This window comes from Arthrobacter ginkgonis (assembly GCF_039540195.1).
Classification (GTDB): Bacteria; Actinomycetota; Actinomycetes; order Actinomycetales; family Micrococcaceae; genus Zafaria; species Zafaria ginkgonis.
The window spans coordinates 1-14,259 of sequence record NZ_BAABEO010000015.1 but is presented as its reverse complement, the minus strand read 5'-3'; the positions used below and the strand labels follow the sequence as shown (position 1 = coordinate 14,259).

17 protein-coding genes are annotated in these 14,259 nt (G+C 69.5%); 14 read left to right on the top strand and 3 right to left on the bottom strand.

The window, feature by feature from the left end:
* The first annotated feature begins 73 nt into the window (after nucleotides 1-73).
* From ABD912_RS11050 to ABD912_RS11015, 8 genes are all read left to right on the top strand, one after another.
* Nucleotides 74-763: a cysteine hydrolase family protein gene (locus ABD912_RS11050; RefSeq protein WP_345150794.1), complete on the top strand. Its 690-nt coding sequence runs from the start codon at nucleotides 74-76 to the stop codon at nucleotides 761-763.
* A 15-nt stretch (nucleotides 764-778) separates the two neighbouring features.
* A complete protein-coding gene (locus ABD912_RS11045) occupies nucleotides 779-1,546 on the top strand; it encodes an MBL fold metallo-hydrolase (protein ID WP_345150793.1) in 768 nt (255 codons plus the stop codon).
* On the top strand, nucleotides 1,543-2,361 hold the full coding sequence (locus ABD912_RS11040; protein ID WP_345150792.1) for an MBL fold metallo-hydrolase: 819 nt from the start codon (nucleotides 1,543-1,545) through the stop codon (nucleotides 2,359-2,361). The genes ABD912_RS11045 and ABD912_RS11040 overlap by 4 nt, the downstream gene beginning before the upstream one ends.
* A gap of 127 nt (nucleotides 2,362-2,488) precedes the next feature.
* Complete coding sequence (locus ABD912_RS11035) at nucleotides 2,489-3,409, top strand: polysaccharide deacetylase family protein (RefSeq protein WP_345150791.1); 921 nt, start codon at nucleotides 2,489-2,491, stop codon at nucleotides 3,407-3,409.
* On the top strand, nucleotides 3,406-3,834 hold the full coding sequence (locus ABD912_RS11030; RefSeq protein ID WP_345150789.1) for a cupin domain-containing protein: 429 nt from the start codon (nucleotides 3,406-3,408) through the stop codon (nucleotides 3,832-3,834). Before ABD912_RS11035 ends, ABD912_RS11030 begins: the two co-directional genes overlap by 4 nt.
* A 59-nt stretch (nucleotides 3,835-3,893) precedes the next feature.
* Complete coding sequence (locus ABD912_RS11025; RefSeq protein ID WP_345150787.1) at nucleotides 3,894-4,619, top strand: aldolase/citrate lyase family protein; 726 nt, start codon at nucleotides 3,894-3,896, stop codon at nucleotides 4,617-4,619.
* Between the two features lie 112 nt (nucleotides 4,620-4,731).
* The gene (locus tag ABD912_RS11020; RefSeq protein ID WP_345150786.1) at nucleotides 4,732-5,349 is read left to right on the top strand and encodes a helix-turn-helix domain-containing protein; all 618 of its coding nucleotides are present in this window, start codon (nucleotides 4,732-4,734) and stop codon (nucleotides 5,347-5,349) included.
* 71 nt (nucleotides 5,350-5,420) lie between these two features.
* A complete protein-coding gene (locus ABD912_RS11015) occupies nucleotides 5,421-6,071 on the top strand; it encodes a maleate cis-trans isomerase family protein (protein ID WP_345150785.1) in 651 nt (216 codons plus the stop codon).
* 108 nt (nucleotides 6,072-6,179) lie between these two features.
* On the opposite strand, the gene ABD912_RS11010 is transcribed toward ABD912_RS11015, so the two are convergent.
* Nucleotides 6,180-7,088, bottom strand: a complete 909-nt coding sequence (locus ABD912_RS11010; RefSeq protein WP_345150783.1) for a polysaccharide deacetylase family protein — start codon at nucleotides 7,086-7,088, stop codon at nucleotides 6,180-6,182.
* Nucleotides 7,089-7,204: 116 nt separating this feature from the next.
* On the opposite strand from ABD912_RS11010, the gene ABD912_RS11005 reads away from it, so the two are divergent.
* Genes ABD912_RS11005 through ABD912_RS10995 form a run of 3 tightly spaced genes read left to right on the top strand, consistent with a single transcriptional unit; the run spans nucleotide 7,205 to nucleotide 10,162 of the window.
* Nucleotides 7,205-8,572: an amidohydrolase family protein gene (locus ABD912_RS11005; RefSeq protein WP_345150782.1), complete on the top strand. Its 1,368-nt coding sequence runs from the start codon at nucleotides 7,205-7,207 to the stop codon at nucleotides 8,570-8,572.
* Entirely contained in the window at nucleotides 8,569-8,757 is a 189-nt protein-coding gene (locus ABD912_RS11000) for a hypothetical protein (protein ID WP_345150781.1), read from the top strand. Before ABD912_RS11005 ends, ABD912_RS11000 begins: the two co-directional genes overlap by 4 nt.
* The gene (locus ABD912_RS10995; protein ID WP_345150780.1) at nucleotides 8,750-10,162 is read left to right on the top strand and encodes an amidase; all 1,413 of its coding nucleotides are present in this window, start codon (nucleotides 8,750-8,752) and stop codon (nucleotides 10,160-10,162) included. The genes ABD912_RS11000 and ABD912_RS10995 overlap by 8 nt, the downstream gene beginning before the upstream one ends.
* 173 nt (nucleotides 10,163-10,335) lie before the next feature.
* On the opposite strand, the gene purB is transcribed toward ABD912_RS10995, so the two are convergent.
* The gene (gene purB, locus ABD912_RS10990; RefSeq protein ID WP_345150778.1) at nucleotides 10,336-11,745 is read right to left on the bottom strand and encodes an adenylosuccinate lyase; all 1,410 of its coding nucleotides are present in this window, start codon (nucleotides 11,743-11,745) and stop codon (nucleotides 10,336-10,338) included.
* A 152-nt stretch (nucleotides 11,746-11,897) separates the two neighbouring features.
* On the opposite strand from purB, the gene ABD912_RS10985 reads away from it, so the two are divergent.
* Genes ABD912_RS10985 through ABD912_RS10975 form a run of 3 tightly spaced genes read left to right on the top strand, consistent with a single transcriptional unit; the run spans nucleotide 11,898 to nucleotide 13,801 of the window.
* Nucleotides 11,898-12,311, top strand: coding sequence for a hypothetical protein (locus tag ABD912_RS10985; protein WP_345150776.1), 414 nt, complete (start codon nucleotides 11,898-11,900; stop codon nucleotides 12,309-12,311).
* Between the two features lie 2 nt (nucleotides 12,312-12,313).
* Nucleotides 12,314-12,988 (top strand): hypothetical protein, encoded by a 675-nt coding sequence (locus ABD912_RS10980; RefSeq protein WP_345150774.1) that lies wholly within the window; start codon nucleotides 12,314-12,316, stop codon nucleotides 12,986-12,988.
* Between the two features lie 51 nt (nucleotides 12,989-13,039).
* A complete protein-coding gene (locus ABD912_RS10975) occupies nucleotides 13,040-13,801 on the top strand; it encodes a hypothetical protein (RefSeq protein ID WP_345150772.1) in 762 nt (253 codons plus the stop codon).
* A 47-nt stretch (nucleotides 13,802-13,848) separates the two neighbouring features.
* Here the strand turns inward: ABD912_RS10975 and ABD912_RS10970 are convergent.
* Nucleotides 13,849-14,259, bottom strand: a 411-nt coding sequence (locus tag ABD912_RS10970; RefSeq protein ID WP_459076936.1) for a lipoyl synthase, incomplete at its 5' end; no start/stop codon positions are given.

Below are 14,259 nucleotides of genomic sequence, written 5' to 3'. Positions count from 1 at the left end.
CACAGGCCCCTCTCCGGCGCCGGCCAGCGGCAGCAACCGCCGGCCGGCGCCGGCCCTAACCAGGAAGAACACCATGATTGAACTGTGCGGAAAACTTGTACGCGACACCCTTGAGGAACTGCTGGACCCCGCAACGACGGCGCTGGTCGTCATCGACATGCAAAAGGGTGCGGTTTCTGCCGGAGGCGCCATTGGCGATTCGGGGCACGACCTGAGCATGATGCCGACCGTTGCCGAGCGCTGCGGGAAAGCGATAGCGGCCGCCCGCAGGAACGGCGTGCCGGTCTTCCACATTCGGGTCGAAAACCTTCCCGACGGCGCGAGCTCGCCGCCCGCGTGGCTGCGCGCCCTGTACACGGCGGCCAATGGGCGACCCATCGACCTGGGCCGGCTGAGCCTCAAGGGCGACCCGGCAACCGACTTCTGCGAGCCGTGCATGCCGCAGGAGGGGGAAGCCGTCATCACCAAGCGCCGGCCCAGCGCGTTCGTCGGCACCGAGCTGGCACTGCTCCTTCGTAGCCAGGGGATCGAGTCCGTTGCCCTGGTTGGAGTCTCGACCGGGGGGTGCGTGGAGGCCACGCTCCGCGACGCGGTACACAACGACTTCTATGCCGTCCTGCTGGAGGACGCCGTCGGGGCCTACGACACCGTCGTCCACGATGCGGCATTGACCGTCATGCGGGCACGCCATGACGTGTGCGCCGTCGATGAGGCCATTGCCGTGTGGGAGTCCGCGGACTCCGTAGGACGAGCGCACGGCTGAAAGGGGCGTCCAACGATGAGCCCATCCACTGTCGAACCGCTGTCCTCCGGCCTGGAGGCCGGTTTCCCGGGAAACGGGCGGATCCACCGGTTGGGTGGCGACATCCTGCTGGACGAGCGGATCAGCTGGTGCCCTCCGGATGTCCGGAGGAGCCAGCCGGTCAACTGCTACCTGATCAGGGGACGTTCCGGTTCCGTGCTCGTCGATACCGGAATCCGTCTCCACGAGACGGAGGTTTTGGAGCAGCTCGACCGTGTGCTCTCCCCAAGGGAACCGCTGTCCATCGTGCTGACCCGGACCGAAATGGAATGTTGCCTGAACCTTCCGGCAATCGAAGCCCACCGGCAGGTGGAGGCGGTCTGGTACACCGGCGGCATCACCGTACCCCGGGCGGCGGCAACGGCCAAACGGGTCTCGGTGGAGCCGGGGACCGCGCTTGAGGTTGAGGTCATGGACGGCGTCGTCCTTGAGTTCATTTCGCCCCTGCTCCGCCTGCTTCCGACGCTGTGGATCTTCGACCCGCAATCCGGGGCACTGCTGACCTCGGATGCCTTCACGCATGGGGGCGGCGCCGGCTCCGACCCGCGGGACGGGCTCCGCAAGTTCCGATGGTTCTCGGAGGCGGACACGCGCCCGATCGCCCGGGACGTCCTGCGGATCGTCCGGGAACGGGACGTGACCGCCATCGGACCCGGCTACGGAGCGCCGTTCGTCGGCGCCGGGGAATGTGCCGAAGAGGCGGAACGCTTGGCGGCCGCCATCAGGGAACAGGGGATACGGTGAGCAACGAAACCACGGCTGCCCGGCCGATCGCCGACGGCGTCCACTGGCTGGGCGGATGCCTCCCGGCCAATGCCCAGGGGCAGGAGGTCCATTACCACGTGTCCGCCTACCTCGTGGTGGGAGCCGAGGCCGCGATCCTGGTCGACACCGGAGACCCGGCCCACCTGCCCACGGTAATTGGCCAGTTGGACGCCGTCCTCGGGAACCGCTCCCTGGATTACGTCTTCCCCACCCACCCGGAGATCCCCCACGCAGGGAACCTTCCTTGGCTGTTGGACCGGTATCCGTCGGCTTTGGTCGTCGGTGACGTGCGGGACTATTCCCTGCATTTCCCCGAGCACGAGGGGCGGTTCAGGCCCATGGTTGCCGGCGAATGCATTGATCTTGGCGGCCGCGAGTTCCGGTTCCTTCCAGCCTTCATCAGGGACCTGGAGAACACGCTGTGGGGCTACGACGGCGGCGCGGGGATGCTGTTTGTTTCGGACGGTTTTTCCTACATCCATGACGTGCCTGCCCCGGACGGCGACGACGAACCGGTGCATCTGCCCGGGCAGTGCCGGCTGCTCTCCGGCGAAATGCCGGCGCCCCCGACCGTGGAGCAGGCGGCGTACGGAACGGGGCGCGCGCTCTACTGGACCAAATTCGTGGACGTCAGCGATGCCTTCCGAAGGATCGACGAAACCCTGGATGCCTTCCCCACCCGCCTGATCGGTCCCGCCCACGGCAACGTGATCGACGACGTCGACGGCATGTTGCGGACCTCGCTGGCGGCGCACCGGAAGGTGTACGAAGGTAAGCCGTTATATAGTGAATAGAAGTCAATATAATGAAGAATCAATCAGGCTTCCCGCCGCCAGCGTTCCGCTTCCGGCCGGCATGCGGGAACCGGCCCACCGCGATGCCGCGATGGATGCCAATGAACTGCGAGGAGTGAGATACCAAATGCGAGACCTCATCGGATATGGGGAGAATCCCCCGGTAGTCAGGTGGCCGCACGGCGCGAAAGTCGCGGTTTCCCTCGTCCTGAACTACGAGGAAGGGGCGGAGAGCTCGATCGAGGCCGGCGACGAGCGCGACGAGGACGTCTCGGTCTTCGGCGGCTGGTCGGCCGACCCGGGGCGACGGAGCCTGATGAAGGAGTCGTTCTTCGAGTACGGCAGCCGGGTGGGCATCTGGCGTTACCTGGGCATGCTGCGGGAGTACAAGCTCCCCGCAACGTTCATGGCCTGCGGCGCCGCCCTCGAAAGGAACCCCGAAGCCGCCCGGGCGATCGTCCGCGACGGGCACGAGATCTGCGCACACGGCTACAAGTGGCGAGGCACCGTCGGCATGACCCCGGCCGAGGAGCGGGCCGAAATCCGGGCCAGCGTCGCCGCGATCGAAGCGGCCTCGGGGGTTACCCCGGTGGGGTGGTACGTCCGCGAGGGGATCACCGAGAACACGCGGGCGATCCTCGTGGAGGAGGGATTCCTCTACGATTCGAACTCCTATGCCGACGACCTGCCGTACCACGTGCAGGCGGGCGCTGCGCAGCACCTCGTCCTTCCCTACTCGGGCGATACGAACGATGCCCGGTTCTGGGGCAGCGCGAGTCTGGGCACGGCGGACGAGTTCTTCACCGTACTGAAGGACACCCTCGACTGCCTGCTGATCGAGGGCGAGGCGGTGCCCAAGATGATGTCGGTCGGTGTGCATCTGCGGATCGGGGGGCGGCCCAGCGTCGCCCACGGGGTGCGGCGCTTCCTGGAGTACGCGCTGGCCCAGCAGGGGGTCTGGTTCGCCACCCGTGAGGAGATCGCCCGCTGGTGGCTCGAGCACCCGCCGGTGCGGCACCCCGATCGGGCCTTCGAGGGCGTGGCATGATGGCGCCCACGGCACGGGAGGGAACCAAGGCCGATCTTTCCCGGCTGGTCCACAATGTCCACCGCCAGGGCTTCGTTGAGCTGGACAAGATTGGCCTGGGCGGCCAACGGGACCAGGGTCTCGTGTCCACGCTCATTTCCAGGGACCTGAGCGGTTCCGACGACCTGTGTGTCAGCTGGGGCCGGATCCTTCCGGGGCAGCACCATTTGTGCCACCACCATCCCGACGCGTCGGAATTCTACGTCGTCCTCTCCGGGACACCCCTCGTCCACCTCGGTGACGCCGAGTACCGTGCGCAGCCCGGCGACGGCATCTACATCCCGCGGGGGACGAAGCACGGCCTCACCAACGACGGCGATGCCGAAGTCAACCTGATCGTCGGAGTCAGCAAGCCTGCGGACTGGCAGTTCGTCCCGGACGAGTGAGGACAGGGGCGGTTCCGACGGCCGCCGACCCCGAAGACCATTACCTAGGAGCATTCTTGATGTCACAGGACAACGGCATTCCGGCTCCGGCGCGCAGCGTCGGTCTCATCACCGCCGACCCGACTCCGACCCTGCTCGCCCTTCTGGCGCACGCCCAGGTGGACTTCCTGGTCCTCGACGCCGAGCAGACGGGACTCTCGGTCCAGCAGTGCGGTGACGTGGTGCAGCGGTTGGCGGGTTCGGCGGTGGACGTGGCGGTTCGCGTCCCCGACCTGGAGCCGAACACGCTCGTCGCGTTTGCCAACACGGGTGTGGGGGAGATCGTCCTTCCCCAGGTGCGCAGCGTCGAGGAGTTGGAACGTGCCTACGAGGTGACCCGGTACGCCCCCGAAGGGTTGCGGCCGAAGCAGGTGTCGCAGGCCTCGGCCTTCGGCACCGACTACTCCCGGCCGCCGCGGATCACGGTGCTGTTCGAAACCGCCGAGGCGGTCGACCGGGTGTCCGACTTTGCCGCATCCCCCGTCTTCAGCGGAGGATGGGTCGGACCGACGGACCTGGCGGGGGAACTGCACCGCCGGGGACGCGCCACCCCGGACGACCTGGACGGTGCCATCCAATCGGTGGTCGACACCCTTTCCGGGGCCGGCCACAGCGTGGGGCTTCCGGCGCCCGGGATGCAGAACGCCGCGAGCGTTTTCGCCCGGGGAGCCGACCGCTGCGCCGTCTACTGGGAGCGGGAGCTGGGATCGATACTGGCCGGTTTCGCGGCCGCGCGGTCCGCCTGAGGTGCCGCCGCTTGCATCACCCCATGACGCCGTCTTACGAATGAAAGCCTAGGGGCCAACCATGTCTCTTCGATATACTGATGACAAACCCGTGACCAATGAAGGAGACCTTGTGGAAGGCACGGAGACTGTGGGCAATGACGCGGCTGCGGACCTGGACCGCGACTTCTGGATCTCCCATCTGGGGGCGATGGTCAAGAACCAGCGGGTGGGCCGCTTCACGGTGGAGGAACTCGCCGACCGTGCCGGGGTCAGTGCCGGCCTGATCAGCCAGATTGAGCGGGGCATCGGCAATCCCTCCTTTGCCACGCTGCTGCGCCTGGCGAATTCGCTTGACCTCCCGCTGGCGAGCATGTTCGTTACCCCGAACGAGGGCCGGGAGCACATGCTCGTGCGCCGTACGGACCGGCGCCGGATTGAGATCCCCTCGCAGGGGGTCATCATGGAACTGATCGTCCCGAACACCGACCGCAAACTGGGCGTGGTCAGCATGACGATCCCGGCCAACTTCGACGGCTCGCACGTCCCCCACTCGCACAAGGGGGAGGAATGCGTCCTGGTCCAGGCCGGCACCCTCGTTGCCACGGTGGCAGGGCAGGACTCCACGCTGGGGCCGGGCGACAGCCTGACCTACGACGCTTCCCTGCCGCACTGGTGGAGCAACCATACGGACTCGGCGGCCGTGATGCTCGCCATCTCGACGCCCCCGTCGCTCGGCACGGCTCACTAGACGTGGGTGCTCCGGGCCCGTCGTCGAGACTGGGCATCCTGGTGCCCTCGTCCAATTCCAACGCCGAATCGATGACCGCCGCGATGCTTGCGGACTGGCCGGAGATCGGAGTCCATTACAGCCGCTTCCGGCTGCCGCCGAACCTCGACGACGCGATCGACCTGGACGTCCTCGGCGACGCCCCGCTTTTGCTTGGGGATGCCGAAGTGGATGCGCTCGCGTTCCACGGGACATCTGGATCATGGACGGGACTTGCCGGCGACCGCAGGCTCTGCGCGGCGTTGACCCAGGCAACGGGAGCGCCGGCGACGACCGCATCCTTGGCCGTCCTGGCGGCCCTGCAGGAGTTCTCGCTCACGCGAATCGCCGTGGTGTTCCCCGGCCCGGCCGACATCGTGTCGCTGATCCAACGGGAATATGCCGGCCACGGCATTGACCTGGTGCACCGGTCGGTGCCGGCTGCAGTGATGTCCAACCCGCAGATCGCCAGGCTGAGCCGCGCGGAGATCGGTGCGCTAATGAGGCCGGCGTTCGGGGGCGACGTCGAGGCCGTGGTGTGTGTGGGGACCAACCTCCGCTCCGGCTACCTTGCCGCCGAGTTCGAAGCCGAGTTTGGTGTGCCCGTCATTGACAGTGCGACCGCGACGCTTTGGCACCTGCTGCGGATCGCGGGAGCATCCGGTCCCATTCCCGGCTGGGGCCGGCTGCTGGCAGCGTCCTGAGACCGGGCGGCGGGCGACGCGTTCCGCGCGCCGTCCTGCCAGCCGGCCGCCGGCTGGCAGGACGGCTGCGGGGGCCAACCCTGGACCGTGGCCGTTTGCTGCCCGTCCTCAGGCCGGCGCCTCCTGGCCTTTCGCCAGCCACCAGCGGACGATCTCCTCGCGCGTGGCAAACCAGGCGGCCTTTCCGCGGGCGTGCTCCAGGAAGCGATCCAGGGCGGTCGCATAGGCCGGCCTGCCGATCAGCCGCGGGTGCAGCCCGACGCTCATGGTGGCGGGGCCCGTGCGGGTGTCGGCAAGCAGGGTCTCCAGCGCTCCGATGAGGTGGCCGGCGAAGGCGGCCGCGGTGGGGAACTGGTTGAGGAGGCCCGAGTCGTTCGTGTCGCCGGCATAGGGGAACACGGGCAGCCGCGGGTTTTCGGGACCGGATCCCCAGTGCGGCAGGTCGTCATTGAAGCTGTTGGATTCGTAGGTGAAACCCTCGGCGGCAAGGATCCGCCGGGTGTGCGGGTTGAGGCCGTCACGGGAGTACCAGCTGGTGGGGCGTCTCCCCGCGCTCGCGGCGATGGCATCGCGGGACCGGACAATCAGCGTCCGTTCATCCTCGGCGGCGAGTCCCGCATGGGTGTCCCACTGGTGGCCGTGGTCGGCGATTTCATGGCGGTTCCGCACCAGCGCTGCCGCGATTTCCGGGTTTGCCTGGAGCGCCGCGGCGCAACAAAAGGCGGTGGCCCGAACCCTGTGGCGCTCCAGTACGCGGAGCATGCGCCAGATGCCCGCCCTCGAGCCGTACTCGAAGGCGGACTCCAAGGTGAGGTTCCGCGAGGCGGGGGACGCGCCGGCTCGAACCCAGTGGGCCCCGAGGTCATCGGCGGCATCACCGCGGGCGACGCTGCGCTCGGCGCCCTCTTCCACATTGATCACCAGTGAGACCGCCACCCGGGCGCCGTCGGGCCACCGGAACTCGGGCGGGCACTCGCCGTAGCCAATGAAGTCGCGAGCAGGGGTGTGACCGGACACGTGGGATCTCCTCTGTGCGGAAAAGGGGGTGTGCGGAAGTGGGTATTCCAAGTTCCCGCTCTAACGGTTATCGTGAAGAAACTTCGATATCATGAAAATAGTCCACAGGGAGGACGATGTCTACGCTCATCCAGGGCGGCACCGTGGTCGCCGGTTCGACCGTCGTCGAGAACGGTGCACTGGTCCTGCGCGACGGCAGGATTGCCGATGTCCTCACGCGGTGGGACCCGGCCTCGGGCTTCGACGGAGAGGTCGTCGATGCGGCGGGGTGTGTGGTGATGCCCGGCCTGATCAATTGCCACACGCACGGAGTCACGCCGGGACCGCTGTTTCCCAGCGGGGCACCCCGCCTGCCCGAGGCCGCGTGGATGGGCAACCTCGACCGCCATTTGCTGGCGGGTACGACCACCGTCCTAAACCTGTGCGGCTTCGCCGGGATGGATGAGGTGCGTGAGGCGGACCGGCGCCACGCGGTCCACGTGCGCGGCGCCACGACGCACCTGCCCGAGGCGCTTCGGGCCGCCTACGGAGCCGACGGTCGGGGCCTCAGGGAGCGGCAGCGCAGGCTCGACGTCGAATGGATGCTCGGCGAGGGTGCCGTGGCCATTGGGGAACTTGGCGGAGGCCAGACGCTGGGTGGCGGAGGCCAGGACCTGGTGTACATCCCCGCCGCGGTTGAGCAGCGGACGGGCGTCCGGGTCCGGATGGATCAGGCCCGGCGGATGAAGGAAGCGGTGCTCGGCCGGTTCATTGACGTTTCCGCCTACGACGTCGAATCCCTGAACGGTGTCGCGAACGAAGCGGGCCTCTCCGGCCGCATCGGGACCTCCGAGCTCCGAAAGCTGATAGAGGACTGCGTCCTGCCCTCATTCGCTCCCGCAATCGAGGGGATCCGGGAAGGCGTTCGGGCCGCGGCGCGCCTGGGCGTGCCCGCCATCGTGCACAGCGCCTCCGCCACGGCGCGCGTCATGCGCGAACTCATGGCCGAGACGCGGCAGGGCCAGCCACAAGTGATCGCGGCCCACGCCAACCATCCCTCCCACACCCCGGCGGAGGCACTCGAACTCGCCGTGCTGGGCCGCGACCACGGCTGGCACGCGGAGGCATCCGTGTTCGACCTCCTGTACCGCCAGCACACCGTCACCACGCGCGAGCACTGGGACCTGTTGCTCCGCGAACCGGACCTCGTATCGGTGCTCGCCACCGACTACGGGCGGGACGGCGACCACGACGAACTGATCGCCGCAGTCCACGACGTTTTCACCCGGGGCCATCGCCCGCTTGCGGGGGCCGTTGCCATGGCGACATCCGCCGTCGCGGACCTGATCCCGGGCATCGCTCCGAACAGCGGCAGTCTCCACGCCGGCCGGGTGGCGGACGTCGTCGTCTGCGACGCCGACGATTTCAGGGACGTGAGGTACGTGTTCGTGGACGGCGTGTGCGTGGTGCGCGAAGGGAATCTCACCGAGGAGGCGCATCGATGAGCGGTGCATTGGGGCCAGAGCAGCGGGACCGCATCCTGGCGATGGTGGGCGAGGCCGCGGCACAGCAGGACTGGCAGGCCTTGGAGCGCTCCTACCGAGACTTCCGGAACGGAATCGACGGCCTCCGCGAGCAGTTCGACCGTTTGCGGGCGAACACGGACGAAAGGGGCGGCAGCGATGGCTGAACCATGGGAGCTTGGTATTGCCGAGGCCGCGGAGCTGCTTCGCGCACGTCAGCTTTCCGCCGTCGAACTGCTGGACTCCGTGCTCGACCGGTTGCGGGCGACGGAGGACTTTGCCCATGCCTGGGCCCATGTCGACGCGGCCGGCGCCCGCTCGGCGGCGGTGGCGGCGGACACGAACGCCTGTGCCGGAAGGTTCGGCGGGAGCCTGCACGGCATCCCCATCGGAGTGAAGGATGTGATCGACGTCCGCGGCATGCCGACCGAAGGCGGGTCGAAGGCGCTCCGCGGCCACGTTGCACCGGACGACGCCGGGGCCGTCGGCCAGCTGCGCCGGAGCGGCGCTGTGCTGCTCGGCAAGACGCAGACGCACGAGTTCGCCTTCGGACAGGGCACCCCGCCGTCGCGCAACCCGTGGGATCCGCACCGGTACGCCGGAGGATCGAGCGTGGGGTCCGGCGTCGCGGTCGCCGTTGGGAGCGTGCCCGGCTCTCTGGGCACGGACACCGGTGGCTCCGTCCGGAACCCCGCTGCCGTCAACGGGTTGGTCGGCTTCAAGCCGACCTCCGGCCTGGTCGACGGATCGGGGGTGCTCAACATCAGCCACACCCTCGACCACATCGGCCCGATCGCCCGGAGCGTTGCGGACTGCGCCGCACTCCTTGACGGAATGATCGATTCATCCGCGTCCGCGCTGCTGGCGGGGCCGCTGCTGCCCCGGATCGAAAGCCTGCGCTCGCCGATCCGGGTCGCCGTCGACCGGGGGATGTGGTCGGAGTGGGGCGTGACGCAGGAGGTGGCTGCCGTCATGGAGCGGGCCGTCACCGTGCTGCGGGATCTCGGCGTCGACGTCATCGAACTGCCCCTGCCCGAGCTCTCCATGGCCTTGCCGGCAAGCCTTGCCATTTCGCTTTCGGAGGCGTTCGGGCACCACCGCACGCGTCTGGGCCGGGCGCCGGACAAGTACCTTCCGGGGACCCGCGTCATGATCGAAACCGGCGCTCTGGTCGATCCCCGCGACGTCGACCTGGCGCACGAGGTGCGGGAGTACCTGCGCGCGTTCATCGCCGATGCCATGGAGGCCGCGGGGGTGGATGCCCTGGTCTCGCCGACCCTTCCGGCGATCGCACCTCCGGCCGCGGGCATGGCCCATGAACTGACGGGGGAGGCGGACGGAAGCTCCCTGGCGGCTGCCCTCCGGATGCTCACCACGGCCAACCTCACCGGGATGCCTGCGTTGAGCGTTCCCTGCGGCTTCGCCGGCGGGCAGCCCGTGGGTATGCACGTGATGGGGCGTCGTTTCTCCGACGCCACGATCCTGGCCGTTGCCCGGGCCTACGAGGCGGCGACGTCTTGGCGGACCCATGTGCCGGTGAGGGAACTGCCGTCCCCCATTCCGGGCCGGTGATCGCGGGCTGATCCGCCGCGACCCGAACGACGGCGGCCCGCACCCCTTGGGAGGTGCGGGCCGCCGTCGTCGTTCCGGGACTGCATGCCCATGCGTGCCCCGCAGGCCGACGCGTCAGGCTGCGGACGACGCACGGGCATGCGCGGCGGACGCCGCGGGCGGGCTTCGTGCCGCTACTTCTTCAGGTGGTCCACCAGCACCGGGGCGATGCCGTTGTAGGAGCCCGGGGTCAGCGCCAGCAGGCGCGCCTCGGCCTCGGTGGACAGGCCCAGGCCGGAAACGAACTCCTTCATGCGCTCGGCGTCGACGCGCTGCCCGCGGGTGAGGTCCTTCAGGCGCTCGTACGGGTTCTCCATGCCCTCCACACCGGCGATGGCCTCGGCGCGCATGACCATCTGGATGGCCTCGCCGAGCACCTCCCAGTTGTGGTCCAGGTCCTCGGCGAGCACGCCCTCGGCCACGTCCAGGCGCTCCAGGCCCTTGGCGACGTTGGAGATCGCCAGCAGGGAGTGGCCGAACGCGGTGCCGATGTTGCGCTGGGAGGAGGAGTCCGTGAGGTCGCGCTGCCAGCGGGAGGTCACCAGGGTCGCGGCGAGGGTGTCCAGCAGGCCGTTGGAGATCTCCAGGTTGGCCTCGGCGTTCTCGAACCGGATCGGGTTGACCTTGTGCGGCATCGTGGAGGAACCGGTGGCGCCGGCGACCGGGATCTGCGCGAAGTAGCCGATGGAGATGTAGCTCCAGACGTCGGTGCAGAAGTTGTGCAGGATGCGGTTGAAGCGCGCGATGTCCGCGTACAGCTCCGCCTGCCAGTCGTGGGACTCGATCTGGGTGGTCAGCGGGTTCCAGGTCAGGCCCAGGCCCTCGACGAAGGTCCGGGAGACTTCCTGCCAGTCGGCGGCCGGCACGGACGCGTAGTGCGCGGCGTAGGTGCCGGTGGCGCCGTTGATCTTGCCGAGGAACTCGGTCTTGGCGATGCGGTCCAGCTGGCGGGTCAGGCGCCAGGCGGTGACCGCGAGCTCCTTGCCCAGCGTGGTGGGGGTGGCGGGCTGGCCGTGGGTGCGGGAGAGCATCGGGACCTCGCGGGTCTCCTCGGCCATCCCGGTGATCTGGGCGACCAGCGCGCGGGCGGCCGGCAGCCAGACGTTTTCCACGGCGCCCTTGATGCCCACGGCGTAGGAGAGGTTGTTGATGTCCTCGGAGGTGCAGCCGAAGTGCACCATCGCGGTCAGGTTCTCGATGCCGATCCCGGCCAGGCGGCGGCCGATGTAGTACTCGACGGCCTTGACGTCGTGGACGGTCACGGCCTCGATCTCGGCGAGTTCGGTGACGGAGGCGGCGTCGAAGGAGGTGACGATCGCGCGCAGGGCGTCCTGCTGCTCGGCGGTGAGCGGGCTGGCGCCCGGAAGCACGGACTGGGCGGTGAGGTGGATCAGCCACTCGACCTCGACGTGGACGCGGTCGCGGTTCAGTGCGGCCTCGGAGAGGTAGTCGACCAGCGGTGCGACGGCGGCCCGGTAGCGGCCGTCCAGGGCGCCAAGGGCGAGGGGTTCGGAAGCAAGGGAAATGCGCGCGGTTTCAGCCATGGTCCCCATTCTTTCATGACCGCCCGGGCGCGCGGATTCGGTGACTTCCCCTCCACAGCCCGCCCCGGGCGGTGCGCGGTCCCCGAGAACGACGCCGGCGGCCCCGCGCCCGCCGCCGCGTCCCTAGCTTGGGAACGGGAAGGAGAGGGCGGATGGACTGGGCGGGGTGGGACACAGTGGGGTGGAACGCAGCGGGTTGGGACGGCGCATCGGCGCTGGAAGGCGCGTCGTTGCTGGACGTGCTGGCCCGGCAGATGCTGGCCGAGGTCGCCGGGCGGGCGGCCGCGGCGGCGGCGCTGGTCCAGGAGGGGTTGCGGGACCTGGCATCGCTGGACACGCTGGGCTGGGAATCCCCGGCGGGAGAGGCATTCCGGGAGCGCGCGGCGTGGCTGCGGGGACAGGTCAACGCGCTGGAGCTGCTCATTGAGCAGACCGGTGCCGCGGCCCGCTCGGCGGCGGCGGTGTTCGAGGCCCCTTCCGGGATGCCCGCGGAGGTCCTGCAGGCGCTGCTGGGCGCGTTGCAGGGGCTGGCGTCGGCGGGGCTGCCGCTGATGGCCGGGACCTGACGGTGGGGGCGGAGCGGGGCGGGATCGGCAGCGTCGACTTCGCCCTGCGAGAGATCGAACGGGCCGGGGCGGTGCTGGACCGCTCGGCCGCGCTCGTCGCCGAGGCCGAGCACCGGCTGGCGGGGGAATGGTGGGAACGGGCCGGCAGGCTGCTGGCGCTGCTCGGAAACCCGGCCCTGGTGCCGGTGGAGGTCCAGCGCCAGCAGGCGTTGGCGATGGCCCTCCTGTGCCGGACGGAGATCGGGCTGGTGTCCCTGGCCGTGGACCACAGCCGGCAGGTCTACGAGGCAGCGGAAGCCTCGGTGCAACGGGCGGTCAACGATGCCCGGGCCCTACTGCTTCCCTACCTGCTGACCCGTGACCTCGCCACCAACGGGCTGCGCCCCCGCACCGCAACCACGGAGGACCTGATCAACCGCTCGCCCGTCCTGGCGGGGGAACTGGTCGGGTTCCTCTTCCCGTGGCTGCGCCCGGTCGCCTCCCAGGCCTGGATGCTGCAGGACCGGGCCCACGGAGGGCTCTTCGACACCACCGTCGCCGAACGGCTCTACCCGGTGCTGGCCCGTGCGGGCGAGGGGCTGCAGTGGGTCCGGGTGGGGCCGGTGGAGGTCGCTGCCGTCGGCCAGGCCGCGGAGGAGCCGTTCGACGGCAGCCTCGGGGCACTGCTGGGGCTCTAGACCCGGGCCGAGGCCGGGGCGGCCGGTTCGGGGTCCCTGCTGGTCACCACGGTGCGGACCGATGCCGGGCTGGTCCACGTCGTGACGTTCCCCGGAACCCAGGCGGAAGAGGCACTCGGGGTTGGCCTGAATCCGTGGGACGCCGGAGGGGTGTCCGAAGCGCTGGGACTGGGCAGCCAGCACGTTGCCGCGGCGACGCTGGAGGCCCTGGAGGCAGTGGGGGCGCGGCCGGGGGAATCGCTGGTGCTGACCGGATACAGCCAGGGCGGCGTGCATGCGGCCAACGTGGCCGTGGATCCCCGGATCGCGGCCGCCTACAAGGTGGACTACGTGGTCACCACCGGATCCCCGGTGGGCAACGTTCCGCTGCCGGAAACGGTGCGCGGCCTGCATCTGGAACACGTCGACGACCCGGTGCCCGGAGCGGACGGGATCCCCAACCCGGACACGCGAAACCAGGTCACCGTCTATCTGGACGGCTACGCCCCGGGCACCGACCGGAATGCCGGAGGGTTCGGCGCGGCCCACGGCCTGGGGAACTATGCATACCTGTCGGCAGGGGCTGCGGGGTCCGGTGCCGCGGGTTCCCCGCCCGGGCGCGGGCCTGCCCTGTCTGAAGCTGCCCTGCCCGGACCCGCGCTGCCTGGAGTTGCGCTGTCCGGACCCGCGGCGGCCGAAGGCCAGGCGGCGCTTGCCGCGGTGTTCGCGGGCGCGGCTACCGCGCGGGTTGCCACGGTGTCCCTGCGGCGGAGTCCACCGGGACGGTCGGGACCACCGGCAGGGCCGGGCGCCGCCGGCCCTGCGCCGCGGTGACGGTAAGGAGGGCTCGGTTCCCGGCTGGCCGGTTCAGGTGGCGGGGTTCAGGGGGCGGGGATCAGGCTGGCGGCTTCCTGGCGGGTGGTCCCGGAGGACTCGATGTGGGCCAGGGCCTCGGGGATGGGCAGGCCCTTCTTGCGCATCGCGCCGGCCCAGAGCCGTCCGGCCCGGTAGGAGGAGCGCACCAGGGGCCCGGACATGACCCCGAGGAAGCCGAGCTGTTCGGCCTCCTGCTGCAGCTCGACGAATTCCTGGGGCTTGACCCAGCGCTCGACCGGGTGGTGGCGTTCGGTGGGGCGCAGGTACTGGGTGATGGTGAGCAGGTCGCAGCCGGCCTGCGCCAGGTCCGCCATGGCCTCGGAGACCTCGGCGCGGGTCTCGCCCATGCCCAGGATCAGGTTGGACTTGGTGATCATCCCGTTGTCCCGGCCCCGGGTGATGACGCCCAGGGAGCG